This is a genomic window from Psychrobacter sp. MF31 (assembly GCF_012847335.1).
In the GTDB taxonomy this organism is placed as follows: Bacteria; Pseudomonadota; Gammaproteobacteria; order Pseudomonadales; family Moraxellaceae; genus Psychrobacter.
Genome location: NZ_JABBDX010000001.1, coordinates 486,586 through 504,533 on the forward strand (window position 1 = coordinate 486,586; position 17,948 = coordinate 504,533).

A 17,948-nucleotide genomic window follows, 5' to 3' on the forward strand; every position below is an offset into this window, starting at 1 on the left:
TCGTTATCATTACAAAAGGCGCTTATATGAAGCGTTAAAACATAAAACCGCTTAAGCCTCACCGCCAATACTTGCCATCAAGTCGGCTTGGTGCTCACGAAGCAGCGCGTCAAGCAATTCGTCCAAGTCGCCTTCCATGATAGAATCAAGCTTATAAAGCGTTAAGTTAATCCGGTGGTCGGTCATTCGACCTTGCGGAAAGTTATAAGTTCGGATGCGCTCGCTACGATCGCCGCTTCCCACCAAATCACGGCGGATAGAGTCGGCAACATCAACTTGAGCTTGAACTTTGGCTTGCTGAATTTTTGAAATCAGCATTTTCATGGCTTTGTCGCGGTTTTTATGTTGGCTGCGCTCTTGCTGACATTCCACCACCGTTCCGGTTGGAATGTGGGTTAAGCGAACCGCCGAATCGGTGGTGTTCACGTGCTGACCGCCCGCGCCACTTGAGCGAAAGGTATCCATTTTAATGTCCGCAGGGTTTAAATCAACGGTGTCATCAATCTCAACTTCCGGCATGACTGCAACCGTACAAGCTGACGTATGAACGCGACCTTGGCTTTCAGTTTCAGGGACGCGCTGAACGCGGTGAGCGCCAGATTCAAACTTTAAGCGACCATAAACGCTGTTGCCAGAAACTCGGGTAATGATTTCTTTATAGCCGCCGTGCTCGCCTTCGTTTGCCGACAACACTTCCACCGTCCAACCTTGGGTCTGAGCGTATTTTTGATACATCCGAAACAAGTCGCCTGAAAAAATCGCCGCCTCATCACCGCCCGTTCCGGCACGGATTTCTAAAAACGCCGGAACTTTATCGTTGGGATCTTTGGGCAACATCATAACGTTGAGCGTTTCTTCCATCTGCGCGATGCTGTCTTTTGCCTGCTCGATTTCCTCTTGCAGCATTTGCTTCATGTCGCTGTCCGTGGTATCGCTTAGCATCTCATTAGCGTCAACAATATCGCTTTCAGCGCGGTTGTAATTCTGCCAAAGCGCGGTGATGTCCATCAAATCGCTGTGCTCAACCGACAAGGCGCGAAACTGCTGATTGTCGCTGATGACCTCAGGGTCAGATAATAGCGCGGTGACCTCTTCAAAGCGATCGCTCATTTGGTCAAGGCGCAGGCGTAAGGATTCTTTCATAAACTCAGTTCATTATGGTTTAAATCAAAAGGCATTTAAAAATAGCTATTTAAAAACGAAAGCGCAATTATAGCAAATTTTTAAGCTAAAATTAACTTTGATTGCAAGCTTAAGCTTTAAGTCAATAAAACTTATGTCCTTTTAAAAAACTGCAAAAAAAATAGCCAAGAATCTTTATCCTTAGCTATCTTTTAAGTTAAAAGCTCGTCGTTAACAAGCCATCAAATTAACTTAAGCTTTACGAACCAACACCGAACCAATCGAATAGCCTGCGCCAAATGAGCAAATCACGCCCAAGTCGCCTGATTTTAGCGAATCTTTATAGCGGTGGAATACAATCATTGGGCTTGCTGAACTAGTATTAGCAAACTCATCAATGACCATAGGCGCAAGCGCTTTGTCGGCATCTTTACCAACAACGGAGCGCAAGATTAAATCAATCATGTTACAGTTGGCTTGATGAAGCCAAAGCATTTTAATGTCTTGAGGGTCAACATGATTTTCTTGCAATTGCTCAGTGATGATTTCGGACACTTTTGGACAAACTTCACGGAATACTTTGCGACCATTTTGCAAAAATAACTTATGAGTCACCGGCTCTTTAATGTCAGGGTACATTTCAGTCCCTGCCGCTAAAAATTCTGAGCGGTCCATAAAGCCGTATTCATTTTTGATATTAGTTGAAAATTGCGTGAACAGCTTGGCGTTTAAGACTTCATAGCCTTTTGGCGTGTCTAAATCTTCGATAATACAAGCGGTTGCCACATCACCAAAGATAAAATGGCTGTCACGATTGCGCCAGTTTAGATGCGCTGAGCTGATTTCAACGTTCACCATTGCCACGCGTTTGGCAAGTCCGGTTTTAATATTGCCTTGAGCCTGAGCGATACCAAAAGTTGCCGCGCTACAAGCGACGTTCATATCAAACGCAAAGCCGCCAGTCATGCCAATGGCGTTTTGAATTTCGATGGACAGCGCCGGATAAGTTCGCGGAAAGTTTGAGCAGGCAAGGATAATGCCATCCAAGTCGTTGGCTTCAAGACCTGCATCTTTGAGCGCATCTTTGAGCGCTGCTGTTCCCATTTCGGCGGCAACCGACAGCTCTTTTTCCATATCGCGGCGCGGAATGACGGGCGCCATAATTTCAGGGTTTAAAATCCCTTCTTTTTCAACCACGTAACGCGATTTGATACCAGAAACTTTTTCGATAAATTCAGCGGATGAATGTTGAAGTGCGGTACGCTCGCCAGCTTCGATTTCGCTTGCGTGCTCGTTATTATAATTATCAACGTAGGTATTAAACGAGGTTACGAGCTCGTCGTTGCTGATGCTAAATGGGGGAATATAAAGACCGGTGCCAGTGATACAAGTGGTCATGGTTTGCTTCCTTGTCGACAATTTGCAAGTTGCAAATGCTTTGATGCTTTTGTTAAAAGGTTATGGTAAAACAACGGCGCCACGTTCGTCGCTATGACAATCAATAGCAGCTTAGTGAATACGTGTAAACTAAAAGGCAATACCCTTTATTATGCCTGAATATTATAATTTATCTAATAGTTTGTTACAAATAATGTGATTTGATTGAAGTTAATTGAGCTGTCAGCAATGAAGCGCAGCTGCGATCTCATTCAACGCATTTTTAAAAGCAATGTTAAAGGCAGTATTATGAGGAAATGGCAACATGATTGAGCTATTATTCGGGCAATATGCCGATTATCCGGTAGCGTTTATTATCCTTGAACTGATTGCAGTCAGCTTTGGCGTGGCAAGCGTGATGCTGGCGTCACGGCTGAGCATTTTAGTTTTTCCGGTTGGCATCATTAGCACCGCCATTTTTGTGTATTTGCTTTGGGAATGGCAGCTGTTTGGCGATATGTTGATTAACGCTTATTATACCGCCATGAGCCTTTACGGCTGGCTGAACTGGTCAAAAAACCAAACTGCGACCGATGAGCCGCAAGTTGAGCATATTCAAAAGCGCGATTTGCCTTTGCTCGCTCTTTTAGGCAGTGTGACAGCAGCCTTTGTGGCGCTCGTTTATTATTTCCGCCCTGTCATTAACAATCACTTTAGTTTTGAGGGCGCAGTTCTTGGGCTTCATTTATTCACTTGGGTTGATTTGACCGACATGCTCACCACCGCGCTATTTTTGATCGCCATGTGGCTGATGGCGCGGCGCAAGATTGAGCATTGGCTCGTTTGGATTGTAGCCGATACCATTTCTGTGCCGCTTTATTTGTACAAAGGCTTAACCTTTACTGCGTTACAATATGTGGTGTTCACCTTAATTGCGATAAAAGCCTATTATGACTGGAAGCAAAGCTTTGCCCGACAATCTCAAGCAAATTACGCCTAATTCGGTCAAAACGGTTGCCATTATCGGCGCAGAATCCACCGGAAAAACAACCCTTTGCCAAGATTTAGCGGCGGTATTTGACAGCCCATTCGTTTTGGAATTTATGCGCGAGTATCTGCAAAAAAAATGGGATGAGCTGCAATTAACCTGCACTTGGGAGGACTTACTCCCCATTGCTCAAGGTCAAATTAACCGTGAAAATCAACAAGCAAAAATCGCCGCAAATTCGGGCAGCTATCTGTTTTGTGATACGTGCTTGTTTGAATTGATGGTATATTCTTATTGGTATTATGGTAACTGCCCAAAAGCGCTTGAAGCAGCTGCGCTTGTCCATCATTACGATTTGGTATTGCTCACTTGCGTTGATATTCCTTGGATTGCTGATGATCTGCGTGACAGCCCAAACGAGCGTCATGCCATTAGCGATTTTTTTGAAATGATGCTCAATCGCCATCAAATCGCGTTTAAAAAAGTTGGCGGCAGTCGCGACGAGCGTGTTGAATTTGTGGCAAATCTACTTTCTGAGCGTTAACTCAATCCTACAGAAAGTAACGTAAAAATCATCAATAATAAGCCAAGTCTGTCCGCTTTTTAAAAAAGCTGTCTTTAAAAAAACGCTAAAGGACGAGGAAATCTGATGACAATAACAAAATCAACTTTAAGCCAAGCGCTGCTTTTGGGCGTCGCAGCATTAGGATTAAGCGCTTGCCAATCGCCGAGCAATACGGTTAAACCGCCACCAAGTTCCGGCAATTCAAATACCATCCCAACATCGCCAACGACCAGCCTGCCTGCCAAGCCTATTGCTTCATGGTCAAAGCCTGCCATTAACAGCAGCCAAACGGACGCCGTTTATCGTCAAGAATGGGTAAAGTCGCCCACAAAAACTACTTGCCCAATTCTTGCGTTACCCAAAAATAGCAATGCTCATATTTCAGGTCACAGCGCCCGCCGAGCCAATTTTTCAGGCGGTTGGGGGGTTGCTTATGACTTGCCAAGTGAGCGCAGTGCTTATGGGGTGGCTAACGCGGGCGTGTTGCAGGCGGGTGATCAAGTTTATGACGGCTGGGCTTATCATATCGTTTACCAAGATGGCAGTACCGTAGGCTACGGTCATGAAGGTGGCGACCCGTCAGCAAAGTGGCTTGCTTATCTCGTGATTCCGCAAAATCGCTGTTTTTATAATGTTTGGAGCGCTCAAGGTCAGTTTCATTTAGAACAGATGCTATCAGAATTAAGGCAAGTCAATCCTTAAGTTAACGCTAAAAGTAAGCCGCTACTTGCTTTTGGCGTCGTGGCTTGTTAATGGCAGTTTAAATATTTTTAACTGACTTTACAGCTAATGGTTTTGCCTTTGCTATTTTTATTCCAGCCGTAATCGTTGACAAATTGACCCAGTTTGGCTTTATCTGGCGTGATGATCGACATGGTATAAGCTTGGGTTTGATAGGTTGAAGTGATGACATAAGTTTCCACTTGTGAGCTTGCCATATATAGATTATTTTTAGCGTTTGACAGCGAGCTTATATGTTTTGGTAACAGATAAGCTTGCTGAAACTCTAGCGTCGCTCCGGTCTCAACATCATTATCATTGTCACTGAGGGATACCTTTTTAAAGTTACAATTACTGGTTAAAGGCGTCACGCCTTTGAGCTTATCAAGCCTAACAAACGATGAATTTTGAGTATTTGCTGCACCCCAAGATCGCGTCTCAATGATAGCAGCTTCAGGGCGCTCTTTAGTACCATAAAAGGTAATGGTCGTTTCTGGATTATCAGACCGTATGGTCTGAGTCATCATATAACGATTTTTATAATTACCATCTCGCTCTAGTTTTCCTATCTTTGGCAGCTTTGAAAAGTTTGACCACGTCCAAGCTTCATTTCGCAATTTTTCTACCGTAGGCAATACAGGCTTTGAGTTAAAATCGTTCGGAATATTGGCAGCTATGCTAAAAGTCGGCGTTAAACAAAGTGCAGCTAAGATGAGTTTATTCATATTTTCAATCTCAAATATAAAAACAAACTCTACTTTAGCCTACTAATTAAACAGGGTAAAGACAAAAGTTCGCAAAATAGTTAAAAGTGGTATTTAAGTTTATAAAAATAAGCTGATTAACTGTTTTAAGCTAACCTCGCCAATAAACCTTCATAATCAAATCTTGGCGTGGCAATTGAAGGGTGGCTTTTAATTCTTGACGTAGCCCTTTGGCAGCTTTGGCGTCAAGCGCGCCCCAGACTTTTTCGATTCGAATAGGATTTGCTTGGATAATGTTTAATATCTCTTGTTGAATATCAGTTTTTGACGTTTTGGTGATATGCTGAATGCTATTAAAAAAACCCTCGTGATTTGCTAAAGTTTTTGAAAGCGTGCAATCGGTCAAATAGCTTAAATCTTTGGGGTCATTTGTGACCAAAATTACCATTGGCGCGATGGGATTTTGCCACTGCTCAAGCAAATTGGCGACCGTTGGCATCGAGGTTTCATCACAAATTAGTAAGCACTGACCTTGCGCCAAATGAGCAATTTTTTCAGGATAATCGCGGACACTGGTCAGCACATCATCCGCCCTCATTGCCTGCGCCCAGTTGCCGCCTGCCGTGTCGCCGTGAACAAAGACATCAATCCAAGCCAGCGTTTGCTCGCCTTCGCTACCCTTCTCATGCCAAGCTTTTCGTAAGGTGTAATAACGCTGCAATTTTGGCGAATCATCCTCTTCACTTAACATATTAAATAAATAGGCAAATCCGGCATGATTCAATGGCGTATCTTTTGGCGCACGAACCTTTAAGCGCAGCATATTGGCACTGGCAAAATCGCGATCGATCACGGTAAATCGGCGCTGCTGAAGTTTAATCGACAATTTACCAAGTTTTTTGGCGGCAGATTGTAGTAAGTGGATGTATTGCGACTTGATGGTCGTTGACTCATCGATAGGGTCTTTAAAAGCAATAAAATGCGGCAAGCTGTCATCATCTGCGCTGATCAATAAGCCATCGGCAAAGACCTCTTGAACCAAAACCGTATCGTTATCGCCAACACGGGCTTCAGTGAACGCTTCGATAAACATCACAAGCTCATCTTGATGTTCTTCATTGACATGATTCATAAATTTGCCTTTAACCGCCATTGGTAGTGGCGTTTTTTTTGACAACTCAAAAGCTTGGGTAGTGGCAGTCATAACTCATATCTCAAATCATTGCAAACATCAAACGAAAAACCAAAAAGCTGCGGCGACATTCACCCCAGCTTTTTTAAAACCTCAATCGTGATTAAAACCCACGAGCGTTGTCTTCGGCAACACTATAAAAGTTGTGGAAGGCACTGTTGGCGCCGGTGCGAACCAATTTGCCATCCACCAACGCGCTGGCATCAAAATCAACGCCGCCGCCTGCGCTCTCACCGCTTGCTGAATTTGGCAAGGTTAATGAGCGGATGGTGACTTTTTGATTGGTGACCGGAACGCCTTGTTTGGTCATTTTATTGCCACGCGGCTTGAACGTTTCGCCCTGAGCTAGCATTTTGCTTGGATCATCATAAATAATGTCAAAGTTTAACACTTGAGCTTGCGCCAAATTGGCTTGACCGTTGATAACTGGGATGCCAACGAGCACTTTGCTACCACGATGGATCATTCGGTTGTCAATGATCGTCCCGTTGTCCATTTTGCGACCTTCAGCGGCAATCGAGCTGGTTCGGTTAATCAGCATAACTTTGTAACCAGCAACGGCTTTGGCAGCTTTACCATCAAAAATATCGGCAACCAATTGTGGCGCTAAGGTTTGTTTATCAAAAACGATTCGCGCCGATGTTTCAGAAACAGGCTGATTTTGACCATTAATGGTTAAAAATCGCGAGTCATGATAGCTGGTTTGAGTGGTTGTGATTTTAGCGGTTACAGGCGCGCTAGGTTTGCTCAAAGCCGTGGTGTTCTGACAACCTGATAATGCCGCGCTGACACAAATTGCGGTCAAAGCCGCCGTTTTCGTTAGATTTTTGCCAGTCATGGTGGATACGGACAACATAAAATAACCTCAAAAATAAAGTTAACTTCCAAAAAAAATGCCATTACTGGCAATGATGATAGTGCTTATAAAGGCTGATTAAATCGTGACAAAATGCTGATAAATAACATTATTGATAAGCATTATCATATATATTATTATTACGGCATTGTAATCGCTTGTCAATCAGATTTAACAGGATTAGCCCGCAACTGCCATTATTTTGCAAAGCCAAGAAAACCAAGGTTTTTATTAAAAAAACATCTGAAAAGGAATCAAACGTGATACCGCGACTTGCTTTAACCATGCTGACGGTTACTGGAATTTTAGGAACCAACATGCTGCCAAGCTTTGCTCAGCCAAATTTAACCCAGCCGGTAGATTTTAGCGTCATTCATCAAAAAGCTTCCGGATTTGAGGTGATTCAAAAAACTTTTGATCAAGATGCGCCCATTCAAACAGATGGCAGCGCGTTTCCTACAGATTTGGCAAATGTTGCTAAGCCGCGCCATTATCAAGTTTGGCTTGCGATGCCCAATCCTCAAGAAATTCAGCGTTTGACTCAACATAGCACCAAGCCGACCTATCGTATTTTATATTTGCTTGATGGCAACGCTGCTATTGACGATATCGACCAAACGCGTTTACAAGCTAAATTGAAAGCCACGCCCGCAGGTCAAATCCCGATTTTGGTATTTATCGGTTATCAAACGCCTTACCGCTTTGAGGTGACCTCGCGAGCTTATGATTTCACCCCGCCGCTATTGAGCGCCACCAACGATCAAATCGCCAATGCGTTTGTTGAAGAAGGTCGCGGCAGATTAAATGGAGGTAGTGAAAACTTTTATCAGTTGATTGAAAGTGACATTAAGCCTTGGGTGGCAAGTCAATTGCAAGATCATCCCAAAGTTGAGACGCTTTGGGGGCATTCTTATGGCGGCTTGTTCGTACTTTATAACCTATTTTTGCATCCACAATCTTTCGATCATTTTGTGAGCGCTGACCCGTCGCTTTGGTGGCAAAATGGCGAAATGCTCAAATACTGGCGGCAACATCAAACGTTGTCTAAATTTGCTATCACCAAACCGCTGCGGCTTGATTTTAGCCAATCGGCAACCCAAGAGGATAAAACTCCTGACGCCGATAGCCGCCAAAAGCGCCAGTTTGCCAACGAAATTTGCAATTATTATCAAGATTGCCAAGCCAATTTTTATCAGCAGTCGCATGGTGAGGTGTTTACCTCGTCACTACTAAAAACGATTGCGCAGTTTTAATCCCTAAAGCCTTTTCAGTACCTAATTTACTACACCAAGCTACTAAAAGGCTTGGTGTATTTTTTTGCATAATTTTTGAGAAATTTAAAACCTGCAAGACTTAAAAATGCCAATTTCATCTTGTATTTTAAAATAAACGCTATAAGACACATTTTAAATGAATGTTATAGCTGTTAATCACTCAACAACCTGCAATCTCAATCATGGAAACCTCATGGCATCCCCACAAACCCTCGCTATCGTCAAATCAACCGTTCCTGTGTTAGAAGAGCACGGCGGCGCTATCACCAGTGTGTTTTACCAAAATATGTTTGCTGAGCACCTTGAGCTATTGAACGTTTTTAACGAAACCAATCAAAAACTGGGTCGTCAGCAAACCGCGCTTGCCACTACGGTTCTTGCTGCTGCCAAGCATCTTGAGCATTTGGCGGTCTTGATGCCACAAGTCACTGAAATCGGTCACAAGCACCGCGCGCTACAGATTTTGCCAGAGCATTATCCAATCGTTGGTAAGCATTTACTTGGCGCGATTAAGCAAGTACTGGGCGATGCTGCTAATGATGACATTATCGAAGCTTGGCGCGAAGCTTATGATGAGATTGCTGAGGTGTTTATCAGCGTTGAACAAAAAATGTACGACGAGGCGATGTGGCAAGGCTTTGCAGCATTTAAAGTGACTGACAAAACCCTCGTGTCAGAAGATATTGCCGCGTTTAGCGTTGTTCCTATTGATGACACGATTAAGTTAGATAAATTAAACTTAAGCGCAGGGCAATACATTACGGTAAAAACCGACCCAAAAAACAGCTCTCATTTAGCGCTTCGTCACTATTCGCTTTGCTCGACCAAAATAGACAATGGCATTTATCTTGCGGTTCGCCGTGACAACCGTAACGACCATCAAGGCTTGGTATCGAACTATTTGCATGATAAGGTGGAAGTTGGCGATACGATTTTATTGTCCGCGCCTGCCGGTGACTTCGCGCTTGAAAAAGCGTTGATTGACCAAAATGAGGTGCCGCTTGTGCTTATCAGCGCAGGAGTTGGGGTCACGCCGGTACTAGCTATGCTTGAAACGCAAGTTGCCCAAAACCCAAATCGTCCGATTGTTTGGGCGTATGCTTGCCAAAATGCAGAAAATCATGCCTTTAAAGCGCGCATTAATAAGCTGCTAGACACCGCCAATTCGGTTGAGCGGCATATTTTTTACTTTGAAAGCAAGAATATTTTGGATGAAGCTTTGCTTGCAAAACTGCCAAACCCTACAGATATTTATGTTTGTGGTTCAATGCCGTTTATGGAAAGCATGATTGATGGCTTGATGACCCTTGAGCATGGCGCAGATTTTGTTCATTATGAGCCGTTTGGTCCAAAAATGAGCTTGCAAGTCTCGTAAGCTGGTTTTAAAACGACAAATTGAGCTGAATATTTTTAACTTGACTTAAAAATATTCAGCTTTTTTTTGACTAAAAAAATAAAATCAACGACCCTCAGAAAAACGTTTAACGTTATCGTCACTGGCGTCATAAATGGCGTTTAACTGCGCCTCTGTTAAGTGCTTTTCCGCAAGCGGAAATAATTCGCGTTTCTTAAAGCGGATATGGTCATACAATAACGTGGCAAGTTTGCGAACCTGCTCCGCTTGAATTGGCTTACCTTGGCGCTCAGCCGCTTGCATCAAAGTGAGCAGCGTTTCAAGTTCCCTGTGGTGCTGATTTAAGGTCACCAGCGCCGCCTTGATTTCAGGAATGTCCTTTTCATATGGCGATAATAACTTGGCTAACACGTTATCTTCGAGCGCAAAATGCGCGGTCATGGTTGTCAGGTAAATTTCAAGCGCTTGCCAATGCTGCAAAATGTCGTCAGGGTTATCAGAGCAGTTTTTGGCGTGATTGGATAGATTGAGTCCTAAGTGGTGTTCTCGCGATAAGGGCTGCAATTGATGGGCGCGTTTCATTACACTTTCCTTTTTAGAGCATTATTATCAGCATAACAAAATCATAAGCTTTATCTTCGCCTTATTGCAGACAACCTTTCACAGGCATGACCGGCGGCGGTAAATTCGACTCGTTCAATGCTTCTAGCAAGTTGATTTCAATGGTTCGTGACAGTGCCTCAAGCGGCAGATGGTTTGCCTCAAAGCCAAACGGGTCAACAAGCTCCTCACTTAACGCATCAAGACCAAAAAAGGTATAGGCAACTAAGGCGCAAATCAGCGGCGTTGCCCAACCTAACGATGATGCCAATCCAAACGGCAGCATAAAGCAATAAAGATAGGTCGTCCGGTGAACCAGCAGCATATAAGCAAACGGCAGTGGCGTGTTTTGGATACGCTCGCAAGCAGCAAGAACGATGGTGATTGAGGACAGCTGTTGGTCAATATTTTGCATCATAAGCTCAGTGACCAAGCGCTTTTTACGGCTGTTGCTTAGCTTTTTGCCAAGCAGACGCATGATAAAATCGGGCAGATTTTTGCTCTCGCGCATTTGCTGATGGTATTTTTCCTCGACAAACTTATCCACATCCTCCCAAGGCTCACTGTCACGAAGCCGATGCCGAAGCGCATGAACAAAGGCAATATTTAAATAAACCATCTCTTTTTGCGCTTGCCTGCCTTCTTCACTTCTGTCATCAATAAAGGACATAATTTGACGGGTAAAACTGCGTGAATCAAACACCAGTTGACCCCAAAGTCCGCGCGCCTCCCACCAACGCTGATAACTGGCGTTATTGCGAAATCCTAGAAACAAGGAGAGCGCAATCCCAAGCAGGGTAAAAGGCGCGGTGCTAAAGCCTGAAAACGAGCTTGGAAACTCATGCTGAATCCAAGTGACCAACGCACTGATAGCGGTGATTAAAATAATTTGCGGGTAAGTATTGGGGAGCACTGAACCGCGAAGGGCAAAAAATAACGTAAAGGCACTTAGCTTTTGCCGGACAATCATGACCACTTCCTAACGGCAAGAATTAAATAAGACCTCAAAAAATTTGAGACCGTCAATTTTACGTCGCCAATTATAACAAAGCTTATACTGAATCAAAGATTAGTTATGTGAATTTAGCCTTTAACTTCAAACTGCCGCTGCTACTTACGCTTTCACTCTGTTAACGATTATTTTCAAGACAAATTTTCATTAAGAGTAGAAAACCTTATAAAATTCAAGTAAAATTATATGAACTTATGTATAACAATAGATAAACAATTATAAATTAATAGCGTTAATATTGAAAATTACCAATTAAAATCTAATTAAAAGTTTGTTATTTATTATATTTTCGACTTGATAACGTATTTTTAGCGTTATAAACCAAGCACTTAAGCTTAGAAAAAACCACTTTCGTAATGAGATGTTCATGAAAAATTCAATGGTAAAAACCGTTGCTATTGCAGGAATTATTAGCGCGCTGATCGGCGCCTTGATGATTTTAGAGATGAATGAATTGGCGCCAGCTTTTAAACAAACGGGTCAACTGACGACCTATGTTGCCATTACGTTTTTTGCTATTTTTATCAGCGTGGTCATCGGCGCCATGATGTTTCATCGAAATCGCAAAAACCCGCGAATGATCGTTAAGCGTGCCCGTCTGATTTATTCAGGATATACCGCCATTATCGCGTTGATTATCTTTGCCCTTCCCAATTTTTTATTTAATAAATCTGCAGCATCTTGTATCAAACCTAATATTTATGCCGTGGTCTCAGATCCTTTAAATATTAAGGTTTGTATGAACATCAAATCTATTTTATTTGCAAAGTTTTTGCCATTCACTACGCCACTGTTTTTAAGCAGCTTGGTTGTCAGTACCATTGTCATCATGATCATTAGTGTGTTGATTTACTTTTTGGTGACCGCGAAATTTTTATATGCTAAACACCGCTAATATTGAATTATGGAATTTATCTGTTAGCAGTCACGGCTGAAATTATTTAAAAAAGACAGAAATTTAAAGTCTTGTAGGAGCTTGTTGTGTCAAATGTGGTCATTGGGGTTGGTGGGTCAGGACAGCATATCGTTCATGCGTATTTGCGGGTGCTTGCCTTAGGAAATGCAAAAGCTGTCGATGTGCCGCACGTTTATATCATCGATGCGGATGCTCAGTCGCAGCAAATCGCCAACCGCCGCAGTCAGCTTGTCCCTGATATCCAAAACTTGCATGAGTATCTGCGCAATCGCGGTATCAACAGCAAAACCAAAGAAGCCAATTTTGATATCATTCGCCCCTACAGTCAGCAGCTGTCAACCAACAGTGATTTGACCGTTAAAAACGTGTTATTGGCGCAAAAAAGCAACACCACCGAAGAAATCAATGCCTTTTTTTATGACCAAGATTTAAACATTAAGGTTTCTGAAGGTATGCACGCCAATCCAAAAGTTGGCTCGACCATTTTTGGTGAAAAACTAGGCCGCGTTCTTGATAGCAGCGGTAAAATCGACACGAGCAACAAGCAACTGCTACAAAAAGAGTTTTTATCACTGTTTGATGATGACGTGACCGGAATCAATACCACCGATTGCAATATTGTGATTGTCGGCTCAGTATTTGGCGGCACCGGAAGCGGAATCATTCCAACGCTTGCGCGAACTTTTAACGAGATTATCAACAATTCAAGCTCAGGGCGAACCATTAATTTGGCAACGGTGGCCACCCTACCTTGGTTCCAATTAAAACCCGGTGATGATGGCGCTACCGGAAGCGCGTTTGATGTGGCAAAATTAAAACGCAACACGGCTTTTGCGCTGCGAAATTTTCAGTATGAATTGCAGTCCAATAACAATAATGCGGTAAGCTCGATTTTTATCCAATCAGGAAGTCAGTGGCAGGACATTCAGCGCCCAAGTGCGGGAGATTTTGATCAGCCAGAGCACACTCATGTCATTAATTTATTAGCGGCAAACGCCGTTCAGCATAGCTTATCACGGCACTTTGATGCCAATGAGCTGTATATGCCGATGAGCCAATTGCCAAAAGAGATTCAGCAAGGTCATTTTCACCCGCACACCTCCCCGTCCCTACATTTTAAGGACTTTTCATTAGACAATACAGCGGTCAGCCTTTGGATGCTGCTGGTTAAAAATGCACTGACCATTTTGGTCATTCAAGCGTTTATTGAAACGCTTGAGGGCTACTTTGAAGGCGGCATCAATCACGCTATTCTTGGCGACTCGGCGGCGCAGTATGATAGCGTTAAGCAGTTATTAAATGAAATCAGCGCCAAATTTGGGGTTAGCCTTGAAAGTAAGAAAGCATGGTTTGGGCTAAAATCAGTCAGCTTTGTGCCAAAAGTGGTCGCGACCAGCTTAAAAGACGCGCTTGCCTTTGAGCAAAAGCAATATCAAGATACGCTGAAATGGATTTGTAGCCACGACTACGACAACCAAAACGCCTCAGGAATCATTCCTGAATTTCGACCGTACTTTAACATCAGTCAAGCCGGAAACGCCAACGCGCTTTGGTCAAAATTGGTCGGCGCTAATGATCAGACAGGTTTTGAGGCCAACGAGCTTTGGCAGTCTTGCGCGTTAAAAGTTCTTGAGAACATTTTGGTTACCGACCAAAATGGCATGAACACCACCTTGCAAGCCAAAATCAATACCATTGCTGAAAAAATCGACTCAGATGCAGATAAATATGCTGCTCTTGCCAGTGATATTGGCAGCGCTATTTTTAAAAATCTTAATAAGTACGTCAAATCGTCCGAAGAGTTTGGCGAGACCTTTTTTGAATTTAAAGATAAAGTGGATAACGCCCAGTCTATTAGCCAAGTTCAGTTACAAATGCAGCCGCAAAAAGGCCGGATTGCCCACTTTGGAACCATGGATTGGAACTTACAACTGGCAGGCGACGTTGCTACCCTTGATATTATGGACATCGAGCATCCAAAAACGCTGTATTGGCTTGATGCGCTGTACCCAACCTCAACGACGGCCAATTTAATCAACACCGTTCGCTTAGATGAGCGCATTGCCCAAGGCGTTCCGAACATTCTGGCAGCGTTTTTATTACAAAAATGGCGGCTTCAAAATCAAAACCATATTACCGTAGGTCAGCTACTAGAAAACGGTCACACCAAATACTACAACATTCAAGCTAATAAATTCCAAAGTACCGAAATGGGGCTATACTTGTACGCTCAGCGCGTCATTGAAGCCGCGTTTTGGTTACTGATGAGCGGATCAACTGAGATCACTTTCACCACCATCTCCTTAAATGATAGCAACGCTTATCACCGCTGGCTTAAGCGCGAGCTTCTCACCCAAAACTGGAATGATGACGAGCTTGGCATGATCGTGACCAACGACGCCAATCGGACGCCGCTATTTTTATGGAATGGCTATTTTTGGTGTTTAGCAGCTAACAGCGAGGCGCAAGACTATTTTGCTAAAATGTTGCAATCCATGCAGCTTCCGACCCTGCGCCACCGCTATGCCGATTTATTTTCAAGAAAAACGGTGGGCGATAAAGGCAGTACCACCTCGCTTGATACGTTTTTTGCCTCGCAGCTTAATCAATTAAAAAATCGGTTAAGAAACAGCCCAAGCATTGACAATAACAGCAATGAAACTATTTTGCTGACGGCGCTAACTGGCATTTTAACTGATCTGCCAAGCCCTGCCAGCAGCACGGCAGTCTCACCGATTGAGCCGCCGCTAACCTTAGGCTGCCGCCATACGGTGGTCCTTGATGAAATTGGTACTTCAAGATCGGTGGTCAACACCAGCAACTACCTTATCAAATCACCAAAAGTCGTGATGCTTGACAAATTGCCCAATGATAACGGCAACGTCGTCACCATCACCCAGTTTTTACCGGTTAAAAAAGAGTATTGGCTTGATCCTAAAGTCATTAACAATCTCAATAAAGATCCCAACGAATTTGTTCATACCAAAGTCAGATTTGCAGGCGAGAGCAACAACGACTGCACGATCCAATATACCAAGCTTTATGTTCCTGAGCTTGGTTGGATGGAATTTCAACAATCAGCGACCAATCAGCCAACGATTGCCATTACCGCTTATGACTTGGCATTTGGGGTTGGCGTTTGGCCAAACTTTAAAGCTGAAGGCTGGAATTATTATTTTGTCTCGGTGGATATTGAAAAACGTAACGTCTATCAAGATCTTGCCAGCAAGCTTTTAACCACGCTTGGCTCAGATAGCATGAGCATCACGATTTACTCGCAAGATCTTCAAAGCTTTGAAACGTTTGGCTTTGATGCCATTCCTGTGAGAATTGATTTTGTTCCGGCGATCATTGAGCTTTCTTGCGGCGATACCGTGATTGCCACTCAGCCCATCATTTTAAATGACGAGCTAAAATCAGGAAAAAGCCACATCAAGAGCCTCGGTATTGATTTTGGAACGTCTAACACCTGTATGGCCATTACTTATAACGATCAAGGTCAGCTTACCCGCGAGAATATCAATCTTGCCAATACCTTTGATGAGCCAAAAATGGAATGGCTTATTTATTCAGAATTGGATGAGGATCAAGGCTATCAAAACTGGCTTAAAAACCGCAGCGTTTATTACTTGCAGCGGCAAGCCAATGTTGATGAACTAAGCAGCTATACCATCCCAAGCGAGATTATCTTGGGGCTTAGCAACCGATCAAGCGTCAGCGGTGACAGCCAAGCAGATTTGCAGATTAAAACGATGAAAAATCAGGTCGATCGCAGCCAAGTCATTCATAACCATATCAATTTGACCGCGCCAATATTTACGCCGCTTTGTAGTGACGTTTACGGCTTTACCAAATCTGACAAAGACCGAATCGATTATTTTCATACGTTATTAAATGGCACCAATGACGTTCAGCGAATCTATGGCAACATCAAGTGGCCACAAGACATTGGCGGCACAGATTATCAGCTGTCAAATAAATTGCGAACGCTTTATATCGAGCAAATTTTAATTGGGGTGCTCGCACGATTGAAGTTTTCAGGCGTGACCGACATCAGCTACGTTTATGTGACCCGACCTGACGCGTTTATGTTTCATAACACCACCTTTGCCAATACCTACTCTCGCGATGTTGGCAACATTTTGCAAAAACTCAGCTCTGAAACCGGAATTAATATTCACAAAAATGAAATCATCGAGGTATCAGAAACCGAAGCGGCGCTGCAAATGTCTATGATCAACCCTAATGAATCTTATATCATCATCGATATGGGTGGTGGTACGACCGATATTGACATTGAGCTGTCTTGTTCGGACTTAAAAGATGGCACGACCCATTTAAAATACTCAAGTAGTATTGAATGGGCAGGAAATGACTTGTTAAACGCACTTCTAAAGCCGGTCAATAGCCCAATTCGAACGGCATTAACGCATAAAGTCAAAGTTGATTCGGCAAAAGAATCGCCAAAATATTACGATACGCTATTAAGCTCAGCCCTGAAATTGCAAATCCGAAATAATATCCGCATTATTGATGAAATCCCTAAAGGCTCAGATGCCGTTGCCAAAGTGGCGCAAATGTTTTTTGAAAGCCTTTATGAATACATTTTTATCAAGATTAAGCTTTTGCTTCAAGAAGCTGGCATAAGCTCACTTGATGTTTTAAAAAATCATAAGCTGAACATCGTGCTTCAAGGTAACGGCTTTAAGCTTGGACCTTATTTTAGTCACGATACGCACCCGCATCCCTCATTTAGCGCCGGTCACTTTGCGCCAAGCGTTTGGCAGACGGTTTTTGCCGATGTTCCTCACAGTGAGGATATTACGCTGAACGTTAAATACAACGAAAACAGCAAAGAGCATATGATTCGTGATGGCGCAGGAAGCATTGCTGATGCGATGTTCCAAAATAATGACAGCACGCCATTAAACCATCCAAAGATTCTCTATCCGGCCAATATGTTTGATAAAAATGCTTCGGATACCGCGGCTTTGGCTGAATACCATAAAGCAGACAGCAGCCCACGCTTAAATGAGACGCTTCTTGACGCTGAGCACTTGATTCCGGTTTTAAACGGCTTATTTCCATTTACTAAAAAGTACTGGGAAAATACCGATGAGGTGGCGTATTTATTTACTAACAATAAATACGGTAATGCTCGGTTTTACGATGTCAACGCCATGTATTTAACCGGATCAGGAAGCGGTACTGATCATTGGAACTTTTATCAAGCGCTCCTGCAGCAGCTTCAGGACTATAAAGGCTAAT

Annotated in this window: 14 protein-coding genes; 7 read left to right on the forward strand and 7 right to left on the reverse strand. The window is 43.3% G+C overall.

Annotation, left to right across the window (positions count from 1 at the left end; genetic code table 11):
- Positions 1–51: 51 nt before the first annotated feature.
- Both prfA and HF322_RS02105 read right to left on the reverse strand, forming a co-directional pair.
- Positions 52–1,143, reverse strand: a complete 1,092-nt coding sequence (gene prfA, locus HF322_RS02100) for a peptide chain release factor 1 (RefSeq protein WP_169391722.1) — start codon at positions 1,141–1,143, stop codon at positions 52–54.
- A gap of 231 nt (positions 1,144–1,374) precedes the next feature.
- Entirely contained in the window at positions 1,375–2,520 is a 1,146-nt protein-coding gene (locus HF322_RS02105) for a beta-ketoacyl-ACP synthase III (RefSeq protein ID WP_169391723.1), read from the reverse strand.
- Between the two features lie 304 nt (positions 2,521–2,824).
- Here HF322_RS02105 and pnuC point away from each other — a divergent pair, with 304 nt between their 5' ends.
- From pnuC to HF322_RS02120, 3 genes are all read left to right on the forward strand, one after another.
- The gene (pnuC, locus tag HF322_RS02110) at positions 2,825–3,499 is read left to right on the forward strand and encodes a nicotinamide riboside transporter PnuC (protein ID WP_169391724.1); all 675 of its coding nucleotides are present in this window, start codon (positions 2,825–2,827) and stop codon (positions 3,497–3,499) included.
- Positions 3,450–4,031, forward strand: a complete 582-nt coding sequence (locus HF322_RS02115; protein ID WP_169391725.1) for an AAA family ATPase — start codon at positions 3,450–3,452, stop codon at positions 4,029–4,031. Before pnuC ends, HF322_RS02115 begins: the two co-directional genes overlap by 50 nt.
- Before the next feature lie 105 nt (positions 4,032–4,136).
- Positions 4,137–4,754: a hypothetical protein gene (locus tag HF322_RS02120; RefSeq protein WP_169391726.1), complete on the forward strand. Its 618-nt coding sequence runs from the start codon at positions 4,137–4,139 to the stop codon at positions 4,752–4,754.
- Positions 4,755–4,822: 68 nt separating this feature from the next.
- On the opposite strand, the gene HF322_RS02125 is transcribed toward HF322_RS02120, so the two are convergent.
- The 3 genes from HF322_RS02125 to HF322_RS02135 form a co-directional block, all read right to left on the reverse strand.
- A complete protein-coding gene (locus tag HF322_RS02125; RefSeq protein WP_169391727.1) occupies positions 4,823–5,497 on the reverse strand; it encodes a hypothetical protein in 675 nt (224 codons plus the stop codon).
- A 130-nt stretch (positions 5,498–5,627) separates the two neighbouring features.
- Positions 5,628–6,680, reverse strand: a complete 1,053-nt coding sequence (locus HF322_RS02130; RefSeq protein ID WP_169391728.1) for an SIP domain-containing protein — start codon at positions 6,678–6,680, stop codon at positions 5,628–5,630.
- Between the two features lie 91 nt (positions 6,681–6,771).
- Positions 6,772–7,524: a hypothetical protein gene (locus tag HF322_RS02135; protein ID WP_169391729.1), complete on the reverse strand. Its 753-nt coding sequence runs from the start codon at positions 7,522–7,524 to the stop codon at positions 6,772–6,774.
- A 260-nt stretch (positions 7,525–7,784) separates the two neighbouring features.
- Here HF322_RS02135 and HF322_RS02140 point away from each other — a divergent pair, with 260 nt between their 5' ends.
- On the forward strand, positions 7,785–8,777 hold the full coding sequence (locus HF322_RS02140; protein WP_169391730.1) for an alpha/beta hydrolase: 993 nt from the start codon (positions 7,785–7,787) through the stop codon (positions 8,775–8,777).
- A gap of 214 nt (positions 8,778–8,991) precedes the next feature.
- A complete protein-coding gene (locus HF322_RS02145; RefSeq protein WP_169391731.1) occupies positions 8,992–10,173 on the forward strand; it encodes a globin domain-containing protein in 1,182 nt (393 codons plus the stop codon).
- A gap of 84 nt (positions 10,174–10,257) precedes the next feature.
- Here the strand turns inward: HF322_RS02145 and HF322_RS02150 are convergent, their stop codons facing one another.
- Together HF322_RS02150 and HF322_RS02155 are read right to left on the reverse strand one after the other, a co-directional pair.
- Positions 10,258–10,734, reverse strand: a complete 477-nt coding sequence (locus tag HF322_RS02150; RefSeq protein WP_169391732.1) for a hemerythrin domain-containing protein — start codon at positions 10,732–10,734, stop codon at positions 10,258–10,260.
- A 61-nt stretch (positions 10,735–10,795) separates the two neighbouring features.
- A complete protein-coding gene (locus HF322_RS02155) occupies positions 10,796–11,722 on the reverse strand; it encodes a bestrophin family protein (RefSeq protein ID WP_169391733.1) in 927 nt (308 codons plus the stop codon).
- A 409-nt stretch (positions 11,723–12,131) separates the two neighbouring features.
- Here HF322_RS02155 and HF322_RS02160 point away from each other — a divergent pair, with 409 nt between their 5' ends.
- Together HF322_RS02160 and HF322_RS02165 are read left to right on the forward strand one after the other, a co-directional pair.
- On the forward strand, positions 12,132–12,659 hold the full coding sequence (locus tag HF322_RS02160; RefSeq protein WP_169391734.1) for a hypothetical protein: 528 nt from the start codon (positions 12,132–12,134) through the stop codon (positions 12,657–12,659).
- 86 nt (positions 12,660–12,745) lie between these two features.
- Complete coding sequence (locus tag HF322_RS02165; RefSeq protein ID WP_169391735.1) at positions 12,746–17,947, forward strand: tubulin-like doman-containing protein; 5,202 nt, start codon at positions 12,746–12,748, stop codon at positions 17,945–17,947.
- Position 17,948 lies beyond the last annotated feature (1 nt).

Excerpts from the sequence above, each read along its gene's own strand:
- prfA (WP_169391722.1), bottom strand. The coding sequence starts at position 1,143 with ATGAAAGAATCCTTACGCCTGCGCCTTGACCAAATGAGCGATCGCTTT.
- HF322_RS02105 (WP_169391723.1), bottom strand. The coding sequence starts at position 2,520 with ATGACCACTTGTATCACTGGCACCGGTCTTTATATTCCCCCATTTAGC.
- pnuC (WP_169391724.1), top strand. The coding sequence starts at position 2,825 with ATGATTGAGCTATTATTCGGGCAATATGCCGATTATCCGGTAGCGTTT.
- HF322_RS02115 (WP_169391725.1), top strand. The coding sequence starts at position 3,450 with ATGACTGGAAGCAAAGCTTTGCCCGACAATCTCAAGCAAATTACGCCT.
- HF322_RS02120 (WP_169391726.1), top strand. The coding sequence starts at position 4,137 with ATGACAATAACAAAATCAACTTTAAGCCAAGCGCTGCTTTTGGGCGTC.
- HF322_RS02125 (WP_169391727.1), bottom strand. The coding sequence starts at position 5,497 with ATGAATAAACTCATCTTAGCTGCACTTTGTTTAACGCCGACTTTTAGC.
- HF322_RS02130 (WP_169391728.1), bottom strand. The coding sequence starts at position 6,680 with ATGACTGCCACTACCCAAGCTTTTGAGTTGTCAAAAAAAACGCCACTA.
- HF322_RS02135 (WP_169391729.1), bottom strand. The coding sequence starts at position 7,524 with ATGTTGTCCGTATCCACCATGACTGGCAAAAATCTAACGAAAACGGCG.
- HF322_RS02145 (WP_169391731.1), top strand. The coding sequence starts at position 8,992 with ATGGCATCCCCACAAACCCTCGCTATCGTCAAATCAACCGTTCCTGTG.
- HF322_RS02150 (WP_169391732.1), bottom strand. The coding sequence starts at position 10,734 with ATGAAACGCGCCCATCAATTGCAGCCCTTATCGCGAGAACACCACTTA.
- HF322_RS02155 (WP_169391733.1), bottom strand. The coding sequence starts at position 11,722 with ATGATTGTCCGGCAAAAGCTAAGTGCCTTTACGTTATTTTTTGCCCTT.
- HF322_RS02160 (WP_169391734.1), top strand. The coding sequence starts at position 12,132 with ATGAAAAATTCAATGGTAAAAACCGTTGCTATTGCAGGAATTATTAGC.